24 protein-coding genes and 1 pseudogene are annotated in these 22,681 nt (G+C 37.3%); 5 read left to right on the top strand and 20 right to left on the bottom strand.

Annotated elements, in window-relative coordinates:
- The first annotated feature begins 16 nt into the window (after positions 1–16).
- Both C2I06_RS23590 and C2I06_RS23585 read left to right on the top strand, forming a co-directional pair.
- Entirely contained in the window at positions 17–1,036 is a 1,020-nt protein-coding gene (locus C2I06_RS23590) for an ABC transporter substrate-binding protein (protein ID WP_095333560.1), read from the top strand.
- 479 nt (positions 1,037–1,515) lie between these two features.
- Positions 1,516–2,019 (top strand): MepB family protein, encoded by a 504-nt coding sequence (locus C2I06_RS23585; RefSeq protein WP_123258976.1) that lies wholly within the window; start codon positions 1,516–1,518, stop codon positions 2,017–2,019.
- A 240-nt stretch (positions 2,020–2,259) separates the two neighbouring features.
- Here the strand turns inward: C2I06_RS23585 and C2I06_RS23580 are convergent, their stop codons facing one another.
- Positions 2,260–3,177, bottom strand: a complete 918-nt coding sequence (locus C2I06_RS23580) for a DMT family transporter (RefSeq protein ID WP_047943278.1) — start codon at positions 3,175–3,177, stop codon at positions 2,260–2,262.
- On the bottom strand, positions 3,174–3,590 hold the full coding sequence (locus tag C2I06_RS23575) for a MerR family transcriptional regulator (RefSeq protein ID WP_053215735.1): 417 nt from the start codon (positions 3,588–3,590) through the stop codon (positions 3,174–3,176). Before C2I06_RS23575 ends, C2I06_RS23580 begins: the two co-directional genes overlap by 4 nt.
- A gap of 447 nt (positions 3,591–4,037) precedes the next feature.
- Here C2I06_RS23575 and C2I06_RS23570 point away from each other — a divergent pair, with 447 nt between their 5' ends.
- Positions 4,038–4,559 carry a GrpB family protein gene (locus C2I06_RS23570; protein WP_095333553.1) on the top strand — a complete coding sequence of 174 codons (522 nt, stop codon included), beginning with the start codon at positions 4,038–4,040 and terminating at the stop codon, positions 4,557–4,559.
- 247 nt (positions 4,560–4,806) lie between these two features.
- Here the strand turns inward: C2I06_RS23570 and C2I06_RS23565 are convergent, their stop codons facing one another.
- The 8 genes and pseudogenes from C2I06_RS23565 to C2I06_RS23530 all read right to left on the bottom strand — a co-directional run bounded on the left by C2I06_RS23565 (position 4,807) and on the right by C2I06_RS23530 (position 13,092).
- Positions 4,807–6,243, bottom strand: a complete 1,437-nt coding sequence (locus C2I06_RS23565) for a DUF6179 domain-containing protein (protein WP_095333550.1) — start codon at positions 6,241–6,243, stop codon at positions 4,807–4,809.
- Between the two features lie 3 nt (positions 6,244–6,246).
- The gene (locus C2I06_RS23560) at positions 6,247–6,714 is read right to left on the bottom strand and encodes a DUF6323 family protein (protein WP_047943282.1); all 468 of its coding nucleotides are present in this window, start codon (positions 6,712–6,714) and stop codon (positions 6,247–6,249) included.
- A gap of 47 nt (positions 6,715–6,761) precedes the next feature.
- Complete coding sequence (locus C2I06_RS23555; RefSeq protein WP_047943283.1) at positions 6,762–7,109, bottom strand: YkgJ family cysteine cluster protein; 348 nt, start codon at positions 7,107–7,109, stop codon at positions 6,762–6,764.
- Between the two features lie 361 nt (positions 7,110–7,470).
- A pseudogene (locus C2I06_RS26045) lies at positions 7,471–7,629 on the bottom strand (class I SAM-dependent methyltransferase); the annotation flags it as partial.
- A gap of 298 nt (positions 7,630–7,927) precedes the next feature.
- The gene (locus tag C2I06_RS23545) at positions 7,928–9,550 is read right to left on the bottom strand and encodes a metal ABC transporter solute-binding protein, Zn/Mn family (RefSeq protein WP_123258975.1); all 1,623 of its coding nucleotides are present in this window, start codon (positions 9,548–9,550) and stop codon (positions 7,928–7,930) included.
- A 108-nt stretch (positions 9,551–9,658) separates the two neighbouring features.
- Entirely contained in the window at positions 9,659–10,621 is a 963-nt protein-coding gene (locus C2I06_RS23540; protein ID WP_123258974.1) for a ZinT family metal-binding protein, read from the bottom strand.
- A gap of 124 nt (positions 10,622–10,745) precedes the next feature.
- The gene (locus tag C2I06_RS23535; RefSeq protein WP_095333543.1) at positions 10,746–12,158 is read right to left on the bottom strand and encodes an MDR family MFS transporter; all 1,413 of its coding nucleotides are present in this window, start codon (positions 12,156–12,158) and stop codon (positions 10,746–10,748) included.
- A 241-nt stretch (positions 12,159–12,399) separates the two neighbouring features.
- A complete protein-coding gene (locus C2I06_RS23530) occupies positions 12,400–13,092 on the bottom strand; it encodes a TetR/AcrR family transcriptional regulator C-terminal domain-containing protein (protein WP_164463771.1) in 693 nt (230 codons plus the stop codon).
- Positions 13,093–13,404: 312 nt separating this feature from the next.
- Between C2I06_RS23530 and C2I06_RS23525 the strand changes: the two genes are divergently transcribed.
- Positions 13,405–13,779, top strand: coding sequence for a DoxX family protein (locus C2I06_RS23525; protein WP_095333538.1), 375 nt, complete (start codon positions 13,405–13,407; stop codon positions 13,777–13,779).
- A gap of 151 nt (positions 13,780–13,930) precedes the next feature.
- Here the strand turns inward: C2I06_RS23525 and C2I06_RS23520 are convergent, their stop codons facing one another.
- Positions 13,931–14,398, bottom strand: coding sequence for a MarR family transcriptional regulator (locus tag C2I06_RS23520; protein ID WP_095333535.1), 468 nt, complete (start codon positions 14,396–14,398; stop codon positions 13,931–13,933).
- A 225-nt stretch (positions 14,399–14,623) separates the two neighbouring features.
- On the opposite strand from C2I06_RS23520, the gene C2I06_RS25240 reads away from it, so the two are divergent.
- A complete protein-coding gene (locus C2I06_RS25240) occupies positions 14,624–14,776 on the top strand; it encodes a hypothetical protein (RefSeq protein WP_164463770.1) in 153 nt (50 codons plus the stop codon).
- A gap of 141 nt (positions 14,777–14,917) precedes the next feature.
- On the opposite strand, the gene fni is transcribed toward C2I06_RS25240, so the two are convergent.
- The 9 genes from fni to C2I06_RS23470 form a co-directional block, all read right to left on the bottom strand.
- Positions 14,918–15,937, bottom strand: coding sequence for a type 2 isopentenyl-diphosphate Delta-isomerase (fni, locus tag C2I06_RS23510; protein WP_095333530.1), 1,020 nt, complete (start codon positions 15,935–15,937; stop codon positions 14,918–14,920).
- 3 nt (positions 15,938–15,940) lie between these two features.
- Positions 15,941–17,029, bottom strand: coding sequence for a phosphomevalonate kinase (locus tag C2I06_RS23505; RefSeq protein WP_095333528.1), 1,089 nt, complete (start codon positions 17,027–17,029; stop codon positions 15,941–15,943).
- A 163-nt stretch (positions 17,030–17,192) separates the two neighbouring features.
- Positions 17,193–18,182: a diphosphomevalonate decarboxylase gene (gene mvaD, locus C2I06_RS23500; RefSeq protein WP_095333525.1), complete on the bottom strand. Its 990-nt coding sequence runs from the start codon at positions 18,180–18,182 to the stop codon at positions 17,193–17,195.
- Positions 18,183–18,204: 22 nt separating this feature from the next.
- Positions 18,205–19,155: a mevalonate kinase gene (gene mvk / locus C2I06_RS23495; protein ID WP_095333523.1), complete on the bottom strand. Its 951-nt coding sequence runs from the start codon at positions 19,153–19,155 to the stop codon at positions 18,205–18,207.
- Between the two features lie 42 nt (positions 19,156–19,197).
- Positions 19,198–20,547: a tripartite tricarboxylate transporter permease gene (locus tag C2I06_RS23490; RefSeq protein WP_095333521.1), complete on the bottom strand. Its 1,350-nt coding sequence runs from the start codon at positions 20,545–20,547 to the stop codon at positions 19,198–19,200.
- Complete coding sequence (locus tag C2I06_RS23485) at positions 20,547–20,792, bottom strand: hypothetical protein (RefSeq protein ID WP_095333519.1); 246 nt, start codon at positions 20,790–20,792, stop codon at positions 20,547–20,549. Before C2I06_RS23485 ends, C2I06_RS23490 begins: the two co-directional genes overlap by 1 nt.
- 19 nt (positions 20,793–20,811) lie before the next feature.
- Positions 20,812–21,102 (bottom strand): hypothetical protein, encoded by a 291-nt coding sequence (locus tag C2I06_RS23480; RefSeq protein WP_095333516.1) that lies wholly within the window; start codon positions 21,100–21,102, stop codon positions 20,812–20,814.
- Between the two features lie 28 nt (positions 21,103–21,130).
- Positions 21,131–21,880, bottom strand: coding sequence for an ABC transporter permease (locus C2I06_RS23475; RefSeq protein ID WP_123258973.1), 750 nt, complete (start codon positions 21,878–21,880; stop codon positions 21,131–21,133).
- Entirely contained in the window at positions 21,881–22,642 is a 762-nt protein-coding gene (locus C2I06_RS23470; protein ID WP_095333512.1) for an ABC transporter ATP-binding protein, read from the bottom strand.
- Positions 22,643–22,681: the final 39 nt, after the last annotated feature.

The following is a 22,681-nucleotide window of genomic DNA, read 5'->3' as shown; positions in this document are numbered from 1 at the left end:
AAAAGGGGAGGAAAATATGCTTACATATTTTCAACAAAAACGATTTACTCCAATGCTGGTATCACTGTTGGTCATTATATTTGTTGTGCTGGCGGGATGCGGAAATAACGAAAAAGAAGTATCAGGAAATAAAGAAACCTCCAGCGATACAAACACATCGGATAATAAACCTTATACGATTGAACATGCAATGGGAAAAACGGAAATTAAAGGGACACCAAAGCGTGTTGTCGTATTGACGAATGAAGGAACAGAAGCACTTCTTGCTTTAGGGATTAAGCCAGTTGGGGCCGTCCAATCATGGCTGGGAAATCCATGGTACGATCACATCAAAAAAGATATGGATGGTGTGGAAGTAGTTGGAGTAGAACATGAAGTAAATGTAGAAAAAATCGCTTCATTAAAACCAGACCTAATTATCGGGACAAAAATACGCCAAGAAGCTATCTATGACAAACTACGCGCTATCGCTCCAACTGTTTTTTCCGAAACTTTAAGAGGTGATTGGAAGGATAACTTTGAATTATATGCAAAAGCACTGAACAAAGAAGAAGAAGGGAAAAAAGTGCTTAGTGCATTTGCAGACCATGTTGCAGAAGTAAAAGAAAAATTAGGGGATAAAGTGAATCAAGAAGTTTCTGTGGTTCGATTTATGGCTGGAACTTCCCGGATATATTATACAGACTCCTTTTCAGGTGTAATTTTGGATGAATTAGGATTCAAACGTGCCAAACAGCAAAAATCACTTTTCACTGCTGATAATCAGCTTGGTAATCTTGCTATTGAAGTAGGAAAAGAGGCTATTCCGAAAATGGATGCAGATATCCTTTTCTACTTTACCTATGCTCCACAAGATGACCAAAAAGCCTTAGATACAGCAAAAGAATGGACAAGCGACTCCCTGTGGAAGAACCTAGATGTGGTCAAAAAAGGAAATGCTTATGAAGTAAGCGATGCAGTATGGAATACAGCAGGCGGGGTTATCGCAGCTAATCAAATGCTAGATGAACTGGAAGAGATCATGCTAAATAAATAACTACCCTAAAGAAAGACGCGATAAGCCACCCCCAATAAAGCCCGGCAATTATACGGAGATACTAACGTGATTTCGTATAATTGATTGGGCTTTATTAGTTTTAAATAATCCCCCCTCAGCCTTGCTAAACAGATGAAAAATCAAAAAAAGCCTCTCTTCTTCCTTCTATTCGACTATTTACGAGAAAATCAATTTATCCTGGCTCCTCAAATAGCTCTATTAGAATCTACCTTGATCTTATATTAAATTTCTCCATTTAGAATTTGCAGTAGGGATTGAAGCAACAGAAACTTTCCTTAAATAATAGGGACAGTTTGCAAATATATGTAAGCTAATTTCCACAAAAGAGAATATATGTTCCATCAAGTTGTTCAACATGATATAATCCAATTGCTAATATTAGAAAATTACTGATAACAAATTCAAAATAAAAGTGAATAAAAAGGATTGTAACAATAAATATATGGGGGAAATACATAGTGAATGAATTTTATAAAGCCTTATCCTTTGTAAAAGAAAATTTTTATGAACCAAATCATTTTATTATAAAATCTATCCAAGAAGAAGCTCAAAATTCTGATTATGGGGCCGGAATATTTCAGCTGAATTCAAAATCTGTTAGATTTAGAGTGGCAAAAACTACCCCCAATAAGGTAGGTCAGTTTGTTGCCTTCTGGGAAAAAGATGATGCTAATAAAAACCAAGCCTTTTCATGTGACAAAGCGACTGATTTATTGGTAATTAATACATTTGCTAGTGGAAATAGATTGGGACAATTTGTTTTTCCAAAGGAAGTACTCTTGAAACATAATATTCTTAAAACGGCTACTACCAAAGGAAAAATGGCCATGAGAGTTTACCCTCTATGGGATAAACCTACTAATAAACAAGCTATTAATACGCAAAAATGGCAATTAGAGTATTTCTTTGAATTTAATAATCCCAATAATCCTCATCCGGATGTCCTGCAATTATATTCCTAAAGGACAGAATTTTAAAATAAAAGGACAAAAATAATGTTATATGAGTAATTCCGCTTAATCTCTAGGGATTATCCATAACTAGACGGGAGCGCCTTTTTTATGTCACTAAAAGGGAGCACAAAATAGGAATCTAGGAAAAAAATTATGATGTGAGGATGAACTTAAGCTGGAACAAAAGAAAAGCCGCATTTTGAAAATACGGCTTTACTATTTCAATGAATAATTGTTTTTTTGCTATATTTATGCTGCCGATTGTTTTTCTGCTTTGTACTTAGGTAAACTTATGACTCCTGAAGAAGTTAAAACGCCTAATATGACTAACAATGCTCCCAAAATCTGAAATACCTTTATCGGTGTTCCAAAGGCAAATGAAATAGTCATTGTTACTACTGGAACAAGATTAAAAAATAAGGAAGTTTTACTCGCACCAATCTCCTTCATTCCCTGATTCCACCATAGATATCCCAAAACACTTGTAAATAAAGCCATGAAAGCAATTGCTCCCCAAGCTTCAATGGGAATATTCGGTATAGACACAGGATTAGAGGTGAATAGGGATACTACTATTAGACTGACGGCACCGATAACCATTGTGTAAGTGGTTGTAGATAGAGGAGTGCCATTCTTTATAAATTTACGTCCAAGCACACCATAAAGTGCCCAGCAAACACTACCTGCAAAGATAATTACATCTCCAATTGAAATAGAAAGGGTTGTTATGGTTTCTATAGAACCCTGTGTAATGACTAATAAAACACCGAGGAAAGCAAAGCATATGCCAAATACTTGTTTTTTTGTAATATGATCCTTTAAAATAATTCGAGCAAAAATAGTTGTTAATAAAGGATTTAGACCCATAATTAATGCCCCATTAACAGGTGAAGTATATTTTAAACCTATAAAAAACAAAGCATTAAATCCAAAGATACCTATAAGCCCAAGAACAATATATATAACTATATTTTGTTGTAATTGACTTTTCTTTATCCCTTCAGTAAAAATCAAAATAATGAGCATAACTGCAGCAGCCACTCCGAAACGCCAAGCCGCAGCAGATGATGGAGAAAAATAAACAACAGTATACTTTGCAAGATTAAAAGTAGCTCCTGTAAAAACGGAGAATCCAAGCAACATCAGGTATATATTTAAATGTTTCATTTATTTCCCTCATTCTGTTTCAAAATTGAATAATATGTATCCAGTTTTAGCTTTGTTATGGAAGTCACTTCTTCGAGTTCCTTCTTTTTAATTTCCATTTTTTCTAAGTGCTTGGTTAAAATCTCAATACGTTTATTTATAGACGGAGTAAGTTGTGTCGGCTCCGCATTCGAACTGATTTTTTCTAAAATACATCCGTCTTTGACAAATTCATTAATATCTTCTAGAGACATACCTGTATCCTTTAAACTTTTCAGAAATTTCATGAACTGAATATCAGTTTCCGTATAAAGACGTCTTCCACCGTTGTTTCGTTTTGGTGAGGGCAGTAACCCTATGTTTTCGTAATACCTTAATGTATATGCGCTAATACCAGACTCCTCAGCAGCTTTACTAATGGAATACAACAATATCATCCCTTTCTATTATTTAAAGTTAGTTTATAACTTAGAGTTTACTCTAAGTCAAGAAAATAAATGTATAATCAAAGAGGAAGAATAATTGAGAAATTTTTCTTATACTAGCAAATGCAAATTTATTGGCTAAGTTTGTAAGTGGGATAAAAAGGATAGCTTTAATGTTTGTGAGCATATACGAGATTGTTAGAAAAAATGGGAGATTCTTTAAAGAGGTCCATTGTGTCGCTAAAATCTAAAATCGGCAGGAAGATTTTAGTAGATATATATGCAAAGAGCATATAACAAGAAATATTAGAGGTATTTGAAACAATATGTGTTATTATTCCGTATACTTCTTATTGTCTAGGACATTTCTTTTTTATATCACAAACTGTTATCAAGAATTTAGATAATAAAAAGCTTGATAACGATGAAAACCATGGATGGATTGGAGGAATTATCTTGCGTAAGGTAGAAATATTTTCATACGATGAAAAATGGAAGCAAATGTTTAAAGAAGAAGCAGCGAAGCTACAAACCATCTTTGGAAATGAAATTGTAGATATTCATCACATTGGCAGTACTTCTGTTCCAGGGTTAAAAGCAAAACCAATAATAGACATAATGCCTGTTGTTAGAGATATTAACACCGTTGATAATTATAATATTTATATGCAAGAAATCGGCTATGAGCCGAAAGGAGAAAACGGTATACCTAAACGGAGATATTTTCAAAAAGGCGGGGAAAATCGCACTCATCATGTTCATATTTATCAAACTGGAAGTTATGAGATAAAAAGGCACTTAGCTTTTCGCGATTATTTGATTTTACATACAGACTATATGAAGAAATATGCTTATCTAAAAGAAAAACTGGCTCAGCAATTCCCCTATGATATTGAGTCATACATAAAGGGTAAGAATTATCTTGTTAAGGAAATTGAACGAAAATCATTGAAATGGTATGAGGCAAGCCAAAAATGAAATAGCTAATAACTAAGCCAAGTTATTAACTAATAGTTAGCTTTTATTATTTAATAAAAAGGGCTGCATTGCTCAAATTTCCGTTCCTATAATTAATGGATCAACATAATAGAGCGCGATGCTTCAATAAAGAAGCATCGCTTATTCTTGGGCAACTAAAGGTACAGTTAAACTTACACAAGTTATTTACCTTAACCAGGTTTAATTTATATATCCAACCAATAATCGTCATTTTATATATTTTTACTCAATAAAACGATATATCATCATAATCAATATCATAGATAAGGCGTCCAACAGCTCCGATACACTTGTCTTCTAGCTGCTGCATAAACCCTATATAATGTGTTTCCCACTCATTCTCTGTTTCAACACCGTCAGCAACAATGTCTGAGAAATCTCGCATTCCCCCTCGTAATTTCTCATAAAATACAATTTTGGCTAAAATAGCTAATTCGATATCATCGAAAGTATCAAAAAGTGCATCATATTCGCCACCATAAAGACATCCCGAATTCAGTAAATCTAGATAATCATGTAATGATACAAAATGCTTCCGAATTAGTTGAACTTTTTTTTCTGTGTTGTCACTTTCCATAATACGATCTACTAAATCCCGCATTTGAATATCACTCATTCGATCATTCTCACTTAACATTAAGACCATTGTTTTTTCGGGCTCTTCGACTTCTCTGATGATCAACGTTTCGAAGCTACCGATTTCTGCTGCATTATTTACCCTTTGAATCAATTCATCTCGATACAAATTGATATAACGGGTAAGTGTTTGATCCGTTTGTAAGGTTTCCTGCAATTGATCGACCGCTTCATGAATCAACTTAGTTCTTTGTTTAGTATGACAACCTATTAACATTCTGCTCAACTGACCAAATTGAACTTCCGAAATTTTAACATTAGTAGCTTTTCCTCCGGATAGTAGTGAAAAAACAGCATTGTTTACTAAAAGCTCAAATATGTTGAATAGCTCAATTCGATAATTAAAGCGACATATTTTCCCGAAATTTGTCAAAACATACATTAAATCTTGATGACTAAAAAAGTGACAGAATCTCGTCTCCATTCGCAGTCGTTCTAAATATTGTTTCATATAAAAAACACCTTGAAGTCGCATATCATCAATGGCTAAAGGATAGTCAATACTCGCCATTGTATTTTGGGCCTCAAAAATAATATTATAATGGTTCATAAATACAGGTATTGATTCATCAATGGTCATATTATAGGCTTCAACAGGCACATCTAATTTCATCTTTTTTACTTCTTGATACAGCTGTTTGGCGTCCTCAAAGTAATGGCGAAGTAATTCAACACCTTTAGCATGTATATTCTTTATATTCTCAAAATTTATATGCGCAATAGCTTCTTCAGGATCCTTAAAATGAAGTGCATAGGCATCCATAGCATACATTAGGGATGCCATGATACCTTCCGCTGTTTCCGCTGTCACTGACGTACTTTTCCCTTGGGTATACCGCCGTATCAATTGCTGTAGAACTTGCATAATCTCTACTTGTATCTGGTAAGACTTCTGACTGGTAATAATCCCCACTCTCTGACCTTCCTGCAAAAGAGACAGGATATATTGACTTCGTTTTAACCGCGATCGATCGATAATAATATTAGAAATCGAGCGAGAGCGATCTTGTGTTTTATCTATTTCCACGCATTAATCATCACCTTCAAATAAAGAATCACGACACATCATATCCCTTCTGAAATTCTCTGCAAGTTCTTCCATTTTACTTTTTAATAGTTCTAAAGATCCTGCACAGGGTCCGTTATAAAAATCATTCATCCGTTGAATAAGTTTTACGTCCCCAATCTTATCTTCCGTTTCATTTCTAAGATAATAAAAAATCTCCTGAAGTTCATTTATCGTTTCAACATAATGCTCCCGCTCCATATAGGGTGAAGTAGAAAACACCTCAATTAATTCCTTTAACACTCCAATGTCCAGCTCAACTCTCGCATGATCACGCAGCACTTTATTTCTGAACACCACCAACGTTTTTACATCATTTGGCGTTAGAACCAAACCTCGCTCTTTCGTTTTTTCATTTAAACTAAGTAGCTCCATCACTGTCTTGGACATGTGTGATAATTGGATGGAATTCAAAATTTCGGTTAAATTCATAAGCTCTCTCCCTTCCTCTAGCCCCCTAAAAAGTTTTGACTTTTCTCCTAAATAAAGTCACTCCATGTAAAATCAACACTTAAGATACCGATAGGGTGCGAATTGGTCGTATAGTTTCTTCTAGAAGCTAATTTTGGATTACGAAAACAAATGAGATTATTATAATAACCAAACGCTCGACAAATTGATGGACGTACTGAATGAATACCACACCGATCGTTTGTTTCGTCATAGAAAATACAGGTCCCAAAATAACGCCGTTGGTGTTTTAAATCTAGACGTGTTTTTTTAGGCATAGATTTTATCTTCTTTTTTATTTTCTTCAACTCATCTTTTGTAATAGGAACAGGACCGCAACACATTCCTTTGCAGCCATTACAAGGTAGACTTTCCACTAATCTAATCATCTCCTAAAAAAGGTAAGGTGTTTAGATCCATTCAATGATATGGATTTTTTAGTTAATAACAAAATTGGAGTATAAAACGGCATTCATATGCTGTTTTATTATTCAATAGCAATAATAAAGTTGTTTCTTTAGTCACTATATATAAAAAACTGTATTTATGCTTTGCGAAGAATTAGATAAAAATTTCAATAGGAATTAAAAAAACAATTACCAGGATAAGCACTAACAAGAGATTATTCGGTCATTTTTCAGTCACATCCATTTAAAGTTGTGTTATGTTTCTTTATCGTATGAATGTAATGAAGTTTCAAGAGCTAGGAATTTTTTCAATCGTCAAATGACATCTAACTAATTTTTCAGGTGATAAATGTTCATAAATGAGTAAACAGGATTTTTCTAACATTCTCTCCATTTGATCATAAGAAAAACATAACTTCATTGGTTCGTCACTTACTGAAGCCATTTTTACCATATTTTCAACTCTATTAAGGATTCCTTTTTCTTCAAATTGACTATATAGGATTTCCAAAAGCTAATATTAACAAGATTAAACTTGACTCACCTTTCTGATACTTCATATTAGAACAAAAAAAGGATTCCCCTGGCCAGGAGAATCCTATTATATAATCATATTCAATAAAAGTAAATTATAGCATAAATAAATTTTTTTGTCAATATTTTTGATATCCAAGAACTATATTCTATCGTAACAAAAAATAAAAAAACGCCTCTACCTTGAGACGTTTTAACTATTTATATTTTTCTCCAGATTAACGAGCAGTCTATTTAACTTGACTCAACTTCTATTACTTAACACTTAACTGTAATGCTTTCAGATTTTCGCGCATTGCATCTAGATAGCCTAAGTCCTTTTCTTGCAGTTCCTTGGATAAAATCTCTAAATCATATAAAATAGCTGTCTTTGTACCTGTTTCATTAGCAACTGTTTTTGCAATTGCGGAGTTTGCTCCATGTTGGTAATAAATAACTGGAACATTATGCTCCTTAACAAGCGTTCCGATCTCTGCCATACGTGATGGACTTGGTTCTACTTCTGTAGATAAGCCGCCAATGGCAATTTGTTCTAAATTATAGCGCTTTGCAAGGTATCCGAATGCCTGGTGCTGGACGACAAAAGCACGGTTCTTGGCATCTTTTAAAGTAGTTTCATATTCTTTATCCAATGCTTGAAGTTCTTTAATGAAAGCTGCTGTATTTTTATCATAGATGTCTTTTCCATCTGGATCAGCCTTAATCAATGCATCACGAATAATCTTCACTTGCTCTTGCGCTAACACTGGATCTAACCAAATATGTGGATCGTGATTGTTATGATCATTAATAAAAACAGTCACAGGCTCGGATTCGGCAAATGTATGATGCTCCTCGTCAAATAGTGCGGCTTTCACTTCAAAGCTTTTCCCAGTCGTTTTGTATTCAAAATGGTCACTTCCTTGGCCAGATACAACTTCCCAATCTTCCTCTTCGCTGCTTCGTGTATACCAATGCCAATGATCGTAATCTGTCTTTTCTTTAAGCTCGGCAACAAGTGATACAACATCCCCTGTATGATAATGATCCGCTAATCCAACGATTTCAATCTTTTGAGCATTTGCATCACCTTCATGATCGTGATCTTTATCAGCTTCATGACCATGGTCATGGCCTTCTTCTCCATCAGCATGATCATGACTAGCTTCCTCCCCATGATCGTGGCCATGATTATTAACAACTATTTCTACCGGAGCTGACACGGAAAATTCATTATGATTATCATCATATAATACTGCTCGAACCTCGAAACTTTCGTCTGCTGCTTCATATTTAAACTTAGGCCCGCCTTGATTCGGAACAGTTACCCATTCCTTGTCCGCACTTTCTCTTGTATACCAATGCCAGTGATCATAATCTACTTTTTCATCTAACTTTGCCGTTAATTCAATCATGTCACCAGTGTGATAGTGGTCCGCTTTCCCTTGAATCGTTATTTTTTCATCACTTTCATGTTTTGCTTCTTCATCGGTATCTCCATGGCCGTGTTCATGACTATGTCCTGATTCATTCGTCCCCTCTACATCTATTCCATCCGCAGTGCGTGCTATTACAAGATTATCGTTATCTATCGATTTTAATAAGCTGTTTACCCAGTACTCCATTTCTTCGCTACTATAGACGAAAACATCTGCTTTATTAACCTTTGCTACATCTTTCGCACTTGGTTCATAGTGATGGGCATCTTGCCCATCTGAGACCATTAACGACACATTTGCCCGATCTCCTGCCACTTGCTGAGTAAATTCATACATTGGGTAAAAGGAGGTCATAACTGAAATTTTATCTTCCGAACTACTTTCTCCCTTTTGGCACCCTAAAAGAACTACACTCATTAGTACACTTAGAAAAATAGCTAGTAACCAATTCTTTTTCATCTTATTCTTCCTTTCATTTTCCTAAACAAAGCGTAATGATTACGATTTAAAAACTAGTATTTTCTCATTCTATTTAAATCAAAAAAACGTCGTTATTTTTAAATAATATTAATGTGCTAACATGTCCCGGACTAAACCATCAGCATCTAATTCAGATGGATAATACGTTGGCCAATTCGTGACTTCTTCTAACAGTTTCTCTCGGTCATCTCCCCAATATAGGTGGTAATGAGCAGAATCAACTGGAAAAATATTATGGTCGCTAAATTGGATATATTGAGGCATTTCCTTGGATCCATCTACTAATTTGAAAATAAAGCGTACACCTCTATTTCCTTTTTCATAGGTGAGGATTTCATATCTATCTGATTTATACTCTCCTGAATATTCTTTATCTTTCTCGAAAAAGGTCACCACATTATCCTTAATGGTAATGCGATTTACATCTGTTTTATAGCCTACTGTATAGTACTCCTTATACTCTTCTTTTGTCATATCGCCATTTTCCGCTTTATGTGCAAACACTTCATCTAAATCTCCAGAAAGAAGATACGGATAAACAGACTGCCAATCGCCTTCCCAATCAGATAGTTCTCGATCCTTTACTTGATTATCATCAAAATACCCTTGATATATTTTTTTACTTGCCTCATCATGTCCATGATGATCATCAATGACGATTTGAACTGGCACCGATTGAGCAACTGCCTTATCATCACTATTGAATAAGCCTGCTTTAATTTCTAATCCATTAACTGTTGCTTCCCCTGTAAATGTTGCTGTCTCTTGGCCAGAAACAACTTTCCATTCATCATTGGCACTTTCTCGATTATACCAATGCCAATGATCAGCATCTGTTTCTTTATCTAATACAGCTGTTAGCTCAATCTTATCTCCAGTATGATAGTGATCAGCAATTCCTTCCACTTTTATACTTTCCGGAGCTTCATGCACAAGCTGCGCTGCATCTTTTTCCTCTTTATTCGCTTTCTCTTCTTTAGTTCCTTGACACGCGGCTAAGAACACACTTAATAATAATAAGCACGAAATGCTAAATAGCAGTTTTTTCATTCTTCCCCTCTTCTCTATGTATTTTAATAAATCGTAACCATTACGTTTTATAACCTACCATTTACACCACTTTTGTGTCAAGGGTTTTTTTAGGGACAAGGGGACAGACCCCTTGTCCCTACGCTCAATGTTTAAGCGTATCCATTCTTTTATCTGTTAAAAACAAACTTGGAATAAAGATTAATGCAAGGACAATAGCTGATACTAAAAATCCAGCATGGTAACCACTAATAATTGTTGGCTGCACTCCTAGTGCTACAGTGGCGACAACGGTTGCGATAATAGCTGTCCCAAAGCTTGAGCCAAGATTTTCAATAATATTAATACCGACACTCGCTTCTGGAAGTTGATTACTGTTGAGATCTGTATAAGCGTCACTCGTCAATGGAAGCATGATTCCCCCAAAGCTGGTGCCACGAATGAATAATATGGCCGAAATCCAAATCATGCTTGTTTGGTCTGTAATAAAGATAAGTGGAATAGAACTGATAACTGAAAGAGCAAGACTGACAATAACTACGTATTTCGCACCAATCTTATCAATCATTATTCCGATTATTGGTCTTGTAACAAGCATTCCAACTCCTTGCGGAATTAATGCAAGTGCTGCTTCGAACGCCGAAAACTGCCGGATGTTTTGAAAATACAATGGAAGTATTAACATAGGTCCCATGATGGCAATGTTGGCTAAAAATAAACCAACACTGGAAACTAAGAAATTTTTGCGTGAAAACAGATTTAATGGAAGCACGCATTGATTTTTCTGGATTCGATTATATACAACATAAATAATTGCTAAAACAATACCGATTCCCATCCACACAATTGTTTCGCTATTGTTGAATGATGCATGGTTCGCAGCTTGCGTAATTCCGTAGATTAGTGCTGCACTCATTAAAGACAAATCAATTATCCCAAAAATATCGAGTTTACTATCTTTGTTGAATGGATTATAGTCTGGAACATATTTCATCATAAGCGGTACCGCAATCAAGACAATGAACACATTGATGAAGAATATCCAATGCCATGATTTACCATGAACAATGAAACCTCCGATGACGGGTCCTAAAATGGGACCTAAAATCATCGGCGTACTTACTATTGCCATCACTCTCCCCAAGTTTTCTGGACCTGCCGTTTTAACCAAAAGTGTTGACATAAGCGTGGTAATAATACCAGCGCTAAATCCTTGAAGCAAACGGAAGAAAATAAAAACTGAAATACTCCAACTAATTCCAGCAAGAACAGAAATGACACCAAAGGCGATAACTGCACCAATGAGAATTTTCTTTCCGTTATATTTGTTCATCAACCATCCAGATACTGGAACTGCCATTGCAAGGGCTAAAACATAACCTGTAATGGACCATTGAACAATATTTAATGTAGTATGGAAATCTTTAAGTAGTGTATCGACGGCGATATTCACCATGGTGGAATCAAGCATTGGAGCAATTCCTCCTATGGCAAGAGCCCAAGCAGCCGCCAGCATTTCTTTTGGTAATCCTGATTGCCTAACTTTATCTTTTGACATATTATTATCCTTTCAAATATTTTAGTTTCCTTGTCAACAAAATATAACATCACTTTTGTTTCCTTGTCAACAATATGTAAAAAAAAACAGCCCTTTTTATATAATTGGGCTGTCTGTTCACTTATTATTGTAATTTTTGACTAATTAGTTGTTTTCTTTTGTTTCTTTATTCCGCATCGAATGTCTGCAATACATTTCGACAAGTTAGACATTAACAGGGCTAAATAATAATTTCTCTTTATTACTCTTCATTGGTGCTATTTTTAATAATCAACTGTTCAATTCCAGATATAATAATGTAAAGTCCATTCTCAAACATACGGTCAGAGCCTATTTCTTCGAACAAATCATTATTATATAGCCTCTTTAATACTTTTACACCATCATCAGGAAATTGCTCAAAGGGTCGTTTAAACAATGTTTGAACATCATTTGGACCGAATTCTTCCAATATTAATAGTTGTGTTTTCTTTTGTTCATACTTGTCTAATTCAAAAAAGATGACGTAATTTAATAGACACATAATAGAAGAAAATTTATCTTTGTCTTCCATTGGCAAGTCATCGACCACTTGAAGTAATTCATTAATTAATATCATGTAATCAGGCTCAGTTGGAATGGTTTTCATTATTAATTGAGCTGAGCAAGGATACTTACTCAATGTATCTTTGATCCCGACAGCAAACTGAGTCAATTTTCCCTTCCAATCTCCGTCCAATTTTGTGGAAAGTATAGACTCCTTCGCAATTTCATTGGCAAGTGATTGAAAAATACTCTGTTTGTTTTTAAAATACCAGTAAATAGATGGGGCTTGAATATTTAATTCAACCGCTAACTTTCTCATACTAAATTCCTCGATACCTACTTTATCCAACAATCTCCAAGAAGCAGCGATAATATTTTCTTTTGTGATTTTTGTTTTTTTCCCTTTCATTAATAGCAACTCCATTTCTAATAAATCAATCATACAAAAATATAATGTAATTGTCTAACACTGTTAAATAAATGTTTACACCATATAAAATCAATGTTATATTATCTAACGGTGTTAGATTTAATTCTGGTTTAGTCTCTTCAAATTGATCCTTTCCTTTGTTGCCCGTTAATTCCTATTATTTATATAAGGACTGGCTACAAATTGAAGCAAGTATCGTACCTACAGATTCCACCTTAAATGATATGGCTATAACCATACGTAAATCACACCGTTCTTACATCTATTAATAATCAAAAGGAGATATTAAATATGCATATTGTCACGATTGTTATGCAATCATTTTTAATATTTATGTTTTTAATGGCAAGTTCTAGAAAATTGACAGGCGATAAGACAGCTATCGAAGAATTTAAAACATTGAGAATGCCCCAATGGTTCCGTGTGTTCACAGGTGGCTATGAATTAGTAACGGCAGCAGCTTTAATTATCGGTTATTGGAATGCAAGCTGGATCGCAGCAGGTTCACTTCTGACTGTCATTTTTGCTATAGTCGGCACTTTTGCAATGATACGTGTTAAAGAACCATTTAAAAACATGACAATGATTATAGTGATAGCTATTTTTGCCCTTATCTTATTTTTAAGCAATGCCTCGAATCTTGCAAATTTCCCTGAATTTAACTAATAAAGAGTTCATTCTCACAAGAAACCAGAGGTAAATAGTGGTGGTCTATTAGACTACCGCTATTTTTGTATCGGAATTATTTAGCGATGAAAAAAGGCAGACCTTTCTCACTAGAGTCGGTCTGCCTTTGATATCATTCTTTTTATCTGAACTAATTAATTGTTAGATTTTGTTTCTTTATTTCCGTATTCAAATGCTTACTGTATTTTTCCACAAGGCTAAGCATATTGTCAAATTGTTCCTCCGTTATTTGTTCAAAAATAACTTTATCTCGTTCATAAAACTCATTATGCAGCTCTTCATGTATTTTAAATATCTTTTCCCCTTGTTCTGTGAGCTTAAAGTAGATTTCCTTTTTATTCTCCGGTTTCTGATAACTTTCGATAAGACCTTTTTTAATAAGTTTTTTCGTTAATTTACTGATAGCACCTCTAGTCATATAAAGGGACTCCGCAAGATTTGTCACATTGGGATTTGTAGATTTTTCAATGGATTCAATACAATGCACTTCAGAAGGTGAGTGTCCCTCAAGACTTTTCATCATTTTACTTTTATTAAGCCAAACCATTTTATTAAATAAGTCCCTGACATTCATTATGAGTTCTTCTTCCTTGGTCACGGTTTGCCCTCCCACTTGTTGGTACATCAATGATATTATACTGTTATTTTGTTTCTCTTTCAACAATACCATCAAGGGACAAGGGAGACAGGCCCCTTGTCCCTACTTCCCTACCTAAATTGTCTCAAAATGGAAAAACAATATGATATAATAATGGTACAACTACATAGGTGCGGGTGGTATGCACTCTTTTCCTATCTAAGAAGGAAAGGAGGTGACATACAAATGGATTTCGTTTTGGACTTACTCAAAGATGTAGCAAAAATCTTTTTTACTACTCTTGCTGCGGGCTATGCAAATCGCTTTGCAAGCAAAAAGAAGAACAAACGAAAACCCACCCCGCGCCGTCGGAAGCATAAGGGTGGGTCTTCTAAATAACAATTTAGCATACCACTCGAAAGTAGTTGTCCAAGGAGTTCTAGCTCCTTGGTTTTTTTAGTTTGATTCTTATATATTATAATATACCCTTACTACCAAAATTTCAATCCTGAAGGGACAAAGGGGTCTGTCCCCTTGTCCCTACTTAATCCGATCTGTTCCCTTCAATTCCTCAACAGTTGCTGCACCAATTCCGAACATTGTCATCTGTAATTCTAGTTCTCGTGTCTCAAACAGTTCGATTAGATCTTCTGGTGATTCAGTAGCTTCTTTTAAAATGGAACGAGCAAAACCAACCATGTCTGATCCTAGTGCGATTGCTTTAGCGGCATCCATTCCATTTTTGATTCCCCCGCTGGCGATAATTGGTTGATTAATTGCTTCTTTAACGGAAACAATACATTCAGCCGTTGGGATTCCCCAGCTGCTGAAGGCTTCGGCTGCTATTTTCTTGATTTTCTCTTTGGAGCGTAGTTTTTCTACTTGGCTCCATGATGTACCGCCTGCACCTGCGACATCAATAAAGGAGATGCCAACATCAGTCAGTTTTTTCGCAGTGGTGCCATCGATTCCAAAGCCTACTTCTTTTGCGCCAACAGGAATCTCTAGCTGTGTACAAACTTGCTCGATTTTTCCAAGCAGATCTTTAAAATTGCGATCGCCTTCATGCTGCACAATTTCTTGGATACTATTCAAATGGAGCACAAGCATATCCGCATCTGTCATCTCGATAATTTGTCTGCACTGGTCGATTCCAAAGCCATAATTAAACTGAACGGCTCCTAAATTAGCGATGATTGGAATCGATGGTGCATATTTTCGAATTTGAAAGGATTCCCGATATTTTTCATTTTCAATGAGTGCTCTTGTGGATCCTAATGCAAAGGCCCACCCACGTTCTTCTGCCGCAATTGCGAGGTTTCGGTTAATCGTCTCCGCCATCGCAGCCCCGCCAGTCATTGAACTGACTAAAAAAGGAGTCTTCAGCTTTTTACCTAGAAACTCTGTGTTTAATGTAATGTCATCAAAGTTAATTTCCGGCAAGGCATTATGTAAAAAGCGATACGTTTCAAGGCCAGTCGTAATATTATCTCCTGTGACTTTTTCATTTAAAACCAACTCAATATGCTGGGCTTTTCTTTTGTCAATTGAATCAGTCATTCTCTAAACTCCAGTCTCATTATTTTTGGCTGCAGGGAGGATATCTAAAGGTACGACACCAGCCTCCTGCCATTCTTTATGTAATCGTTCCAGCTTGTTCATGCTTGTAAAAGCAATTCCACAATCGCCGCCGCCAGCACCAGATGATTTTCCAGCTCCAAAACGATCAGCAATCTGAATTAGCTTTTCTAATTCCGTCGTTTCAATTGCCCCGCCAGTTTCTCGACTTAGCTCTAATAAAGCAGAACGGTTAGCGGATAAACTCGCCATCACCATCGTTATATCGTTTTGTTTAAAGCCTTCCACCATCGCGGAAACAGCATCGCGACTTTTCTGAAGGAATCCTTGATAGATATGGGAATCTTGCTGCTTTAATGGTTCAATCTTTTTTATTAAAGAAGCCGTTTTTGCAGCACTGCCTGTCCAGCCGACAGCAAGCACTAATTCTTCAGGCGCTTCTAGCTGTTCTATCTGGAGATAGGGCCAATTCTCTTCCACCAATTCAGAAATAGAACCTTTGTCTGCAAGCTTTCCTTTTAACCAGCTTGCTTTAAATGCTGCATAGTGGAGCCAGCCGCCATATGTCGATGCTGCTACATCTGCACAGGAGCCACTGCCTTGTGTCTGATAATGAGCGATTGCAGCGAGCTTATAAATATGTTTTTTCGTAACAGTTAGTTGATCTTGATACAACATTAAAATGGAGGATACGACCGCAACAACTACTGCTGCACTAGATCCTAGGCCATATTTCCGACCAGTGGAAACATCATCTAATTCGCTAGTAATACTAAGTGAAAAAGGCTTCGTATGAACAGACTTTTCTCGTAAATACTGATGAACTACACCTAATGTGTTTTCGATAAATTCCAATCTTGCATCAGTATCTTCCAAAACGACTTGTCCATGCTCGAATCGGCAAGCAACATTGGGAAGTCCTATTTGCGGCAAGGACAGCATCTGTTTTTCACTAAATGTCACTTTCGCTGTAATAAACCGGTCAACTGCTACAACGATTGCTGGATAGCCTGGTTCTAGCACTGCATATTCCCCAGCAATAAACAGTTTACCCGGAACTTTTATTTCATGCATCTGGACTCACTCCTTTTAAAAGTCCTCATTTATGCCACGCTTAACTGGAAGTAAGCTCCAAGAACAGGTGTGGATAAATTGTCCGTAAAGACTCGATAAATGCCACTTTCCTCCGTGAGGGATAAGTTTTCTTTAACGATCCCTCTTCCTATTTATTTTACCATTATCCCACCCATTCAGATAAATATTGAATTCCAGGGCCTGGATGACATACAACTACATCACGAACAGAAGCTACTGCTGCCAGCTTTTCTTTGATTATATGTTCTTGCTCTGGTTTGCAGAGGACTTTTACATTCGGTCCAGCATCAATGGTGAAATAAGCCTCTAGTCCTTGTTGACGCAATTCCATCACCTGTTGCATAACATCGAGCGTTGCACTTTGCCAATATAAAAACGGCGGCTTTGCCCCTAACGTTGTAGCATGCATTTTCATCGCATTTGCCTCGGCAATTTCACCTAGCTTTGTAAAATCACGTGCATTTATCGCTTCTTTCATCTGCTGTAAATCCTCATCTACTGTCGCTAACCAGCCCGCATAGAAAGGAGAAGTTTCCACTGTCCGCTGCATGCCGTCTCGGCTCGATACCGATTTAGGACCAGCTTCCACTACAACAGAAAGGACGCTCAGATCCCATGCTTTTTCGTCTAAAATTTGCGTTGCAAACGAATCCGTTCCGTCTGTCTTCTCGCCTTTTTGCCATTCTACAAATCCTCCAAAAATAGAGCGGGAAGCAGAGCCAGATCCTTGACGGGCTAAAGCGGAAAGTTCTGTCCCTGTTAAACCTAGCTGTAATGCTTTACTTGCTGCCGCAGCTAATGCTGCATATCCCGAAGCAGAGGAAGCAAAACCAGCAGCTGTCGGCACATGGTTCACCGATGTCACCTTTGCAAAAGCTTTTGTGCCAGCAATGTTCCGGACATGATCAAGAAAGGCTGTTATTTTCCCAATTTCTCGATCAGAGACTTGGCTTCCATCTAATATCAAGCTGTCCTTCTCAAACCGGTCAGAAAACTGCACCTTGGTTTCTGTGTAAAAATGATCTAATGTTATCGACAAACTACTATTTGTCGGTAAAAACAATTGGGTATTCCGTTTTCCCCAATATTTGATTAACGCAATATTCGTATGAGCTCGAGCGATCGCTTCCATTAATTACACTCCTCCATTGTTACTAGCATTCAGCTATTGTGTATTGCCATGTTTGGGCAGCACCAGCTTCCAGCAAAGCATCGGCAACTTTTTTTCCAAGCTGCTCATTTTCCACTAATGCTAAAATACAGCCACCGCGGCCACCGCCTGTTAATTTTGCACCAACTGCTCCAGCAGATCGAGCAGTGTCTACTAAATCATCTAATCCAGAATCACTGACACCTAACAAACCTAAATGCTGGTGTGCTTGATTTAATTTGTCGCCAACCAGTTGAAAATCACCTGCAGCAAGTGCTACTCGCGTCTCTTGTGTTAATATGCCAAGTAGTGTGATAGATTCCTCTATTTGCTCAGGCTTAATTTCATACTTATCTCGGATTGATTTAACCGCTGCAAAAGTATCGCCAACCCTGCCACTATCTGCTATAACCAGATGAAATGGCGCGCCAATTTGCACATGTTCAACCTCTTGCTGCTTTTGAAACCAAATCGGAGTGGCGCTAGCAGCTGTCATCATATCGATCCCACTTGGTGTTCCATGCGCAAATTTTTCCGCCCGCTCCACCAAGATCATTAATTGACTGTTGCTTAGCTTTTGATTGAAAAAGGCAAAAAGACCGCGAACAAGCGCGATCGCAATTGCCGCACTTGAACCTAGTCCTCGTCCAATCGGAATCGTGGAGGAAATCTTAATTTCTAAACCGGAAGACTGCTGCTCCAAAACCTTTAATGTCTGGATAATACAATCACCAATTCCCTCCATCTTTTCAGGAATTTGCTCTATTGGTCCTTGATAAAAGGGACTTTCGATTTGTATCGAACTTCCCCCGATATTCTTAACGGTTACTTTTACTTCTATTTGTTTAAACGGAAAAGCAATGGCCGGCTGTCCATAAACAACCGAGTGCTCCCCAATTAAAATTAACTTACTATGTGCTCGGCCTACCGCAATTTTTTGTGGAGTTTCAAGCATCGATATCCCCACTTTCATATAAATATATATCTGTTAGGATTTTTAAAACCAACTAATGATCCACGGTGCTGAATAAAGGATCATAAACTGAACGCCATAATTGACGCCCCAGCGGTGCAGCATACCAGCAAATAAACCGATAACAAGTACACCGATGATATTTATCCAACCAGCGTCCATAAAAGCTAATAATAACACAAGTCCAAAAAATAGTCCTAGAATTGCTTCATGGGGAACCCAGCGAAACACAAAGGCACAAATTTGATTAGCATACTTTACAGCGACAAAATAAGTAATTACAAGAGCTATCGTTGCCCCGATTAATGTTGCCCACACAAAATCTGCATTTGATAAGAGATGATGCAAATTATGCTCTGGCGTGAACACTGGCGGTGCGTTAAAGAGAGCATTTGCAGGTCCAATTGCCATTGGAGACAACGGGATACCGAGAGCAATCAAGGGAATTAATGTTCCAGAAATATACGTAGCATTTGTCAATCCTTCCATTGAAGCGATTGCTACTGACGCTTTTTTCACAGGATCCTTGATGCGACTTGAAAATACTTCTCCAAGGAAAATAGTCATACCGACAGGACTCATAATAAAGGTAATAGAGCCAATAAAGCTGGCAAGCATACTTGTTCCCGTTTCCTGTTTGGTCAATATTTTAAAAGGATTTGGAAAACCTTTAGAGGTATTCGTTTCCGCAAAACGAATCGTTTTCTTTGGATATCTTGGCATACTAGCTCGTTTTTCTTTATGTAATAGTTCAAACAATGTCAAAATGACAGGGCCAATGGTAATTCCTAAGAAAAAGGATATGAAGACATTCGTTCCTTCAGGCACAACCCCAATTCCCCAATAAAGATGGCGTAACCCTTCTATTAAGAGAGCAAACGGCAGGATCACTAGAAGTGATAACAGCTTATTTTTCGTCATTAATGCCAGTAAAACGGCACCAATGAAAAAGAGAGGGTTTGCATATTCTTTAATGACATCAGAGAATGGAATTAAGACTTGCGCCATCAATAAGCTCACAGGAACCGATACAAGCGTCCCGATTACAGATCCAGATGCCATTTTGCGAATACTGATATCTGGCATGCCATGTTTTTTTAACACGAGGGCATGCTCTACCATCGGGGTCGCCATCACTCCCCCTGGAATTCCAGCAAGTGCGACTGGAATAGAATCGGTGACTTTATTTGCTACAATTGCAGACATAAAAAAGGTTAAAACCACAATAGGCTCTACCCCCGCAAGTACAATCGCCAGCGTTACCGGTGCTAAAACAGCCGTTTCGTCTGTCCCCGGTGCTACACCAATTATGGTATACAATACAGCTGCTAAAACGGCAGCAGCAATCATCTCAATAATTAATACGATATCCATTATTTTTCTCCCGTTCTTTCAAAGTTTCTTTTTGGCTTAATGATAAAACTACAAATAATAAAACCGATAATGGCACCACCAAGTCCAAAAAACAAAGGCTTTGGTGCCTCATTTGGTGCAATAAAATAGGCACCCATAGTCGTTATACTACAAATTATTAGTGCGATCACTAAATCTTTTATATTGATGAGATCCTCCCAGACCTCAATATTATCGTTTTCCTCTTGATTATGTTTATTTTCCATACAATCAAACTCCTTGTATTTAATGAGCGTTAATGAGCATACTGTTAGGTTCCGCTTCCCCACGAAGATTATACACTAAATTCCAACCGTTGAAAATGATTCTCAATTGAATTCCGGAAATTAAATATGTATTCATGGTTGTTATACCACAAATAGTAAATGAGATAACCATTATTTGTTCAGATACTCCAATTGTTCGATATTTAAATGAAACTACATTTTCTAAAGCAAAAAAACGATGAATCACATTAATATTTAATGTAGGTTCATCGCTCTTAAGATTATTTACTTTTTTGATAATTAATCGCAAGCAACCATTGTTCCTTCCCTCAAGGTAGTTACCCTAACTGGCGTTTAAATGCTTTATTAGCGAAGAAATAAGCGATAGCCATGATACCGACACACCAGCCAAGAGCTATCCAGATATCATTTCTAACGGTGCCTTCATACAAAAGAGCACGAATGGCATTTACAATGGAGGTCACAGGCTGATTCTCTGCGAACACACGGATAAGCTTAGGCATGGTTTTGGTAGGAACAAAGGCTGAACTGATAAACGGCAGAAAAATCAGCGGGTATGAATAAGCTGTAGCTCCTTCCATAGTTCCTGCTCTTAAGCCAGGAATGACGGCTAGCCATGTTAGTGCAAGTGTAAATAGTCCTAGTATCCCAGCTATCGCAAACCAATCTATAATAGCCGCATTGGAACGAAAGCCCATCAAAAGCGCAGCCAGGATAACGACCACCACAGTAAGCATATTGGAAATAATTGAAGTCAACACATGCGCCCATAATATCGACGAACGTTTAATAGGCATTGTAACAAAGCGTGCCATCAGCCCGCTTTTCACATCCGTAAACAGCCGCAGCGAAGTGTAAGCAACACCGGATGCGATTGCCAGCAGCAGAATGCCTGGCAGTAAATAATTGACGTAGTTATCCGTACCAGTTTCTATCGCACCACCAAATACATAGACAAACAGCAGCATCATCATAATCGGCGTAATCGCCACTGTAATTATCGTGTCTGGGCTGCGCATAATATTGCGCATTAAACGTCCTAGTAGAACCCATGTTTTACTTTTCATTTACATTCTCTCCTTTTTGCCAATTATTGCGAGGAAAATTTCCTCCAATGTCGGCTGCTTCTCGATATACTCCACTTTTCTTGGTGGAAACATCTCTTGAAGTTCAGTCAGAGTACCAGTAGTGATAATTTTTCCGCCATGTAAGATGGCAATACGGTCTGCTAGCTGTTCCGCTTCCTCCAAATACTGAGTCGTTAGCAAGATGGTTGTGCCACCGCCCGCAAGCACCTTGACTGTATCCCAAACTTCCATCCGCGCCTCAGGATCAAGTCCTGTCGTTGGTTCATCAAGAAAAATTACAGACGGCTTTCCGATTAAACTCATGGCAATGTCAAGTCTACGCTTCATCCCTCCCGAATATTGATCTGCTCTCTGGTTAGCTGTGTCAGTCAGGCTGAATCTAGCAAGCAAATGGTCAGCAGCCTGGACTGGATTAGAAACTCCCCGCAGCTTTGCAACCATGATTAGATTTTCACGACCAGTAAGCATGCCATCTAATGCTGCAAACTGCCCTGTCAGACTGATGCTTTGACGGACATTATCTGGTTGACGATGGATGTCAAAACCATCTATACTTCCTTTTCCATCATCAGGTTTCATCAACGTGGAGAGAATGTTAACTATCGTCGTTTTGCCCGCTCCATTTGAACCTAGCAATGCAAAAATTTCGCCACGCCTCACCTCAAAATCTATCCCCTTTAATACTTCTTTGGCTTTAAAGGATTTCTTTAATCCCTTTACAGAAATTGCTGTTTCACTCATGCTTTTCCCTCCTTATAGAAGTGCTTACCTAAAACTATA

This window comes from Niallia circulans (assembly GCF_003726095.1).
Lineage (GTDB): Bacteria > Bacillota > Bacilli > Bacillales > Cytobacillaceae > Niallia > Niallia circulans_A.
The sequence above is the reverse complement of the archived record's forward strand: the minus strand, read 5'-3'. Positions and strand labels throughout refer to the sequence as shown.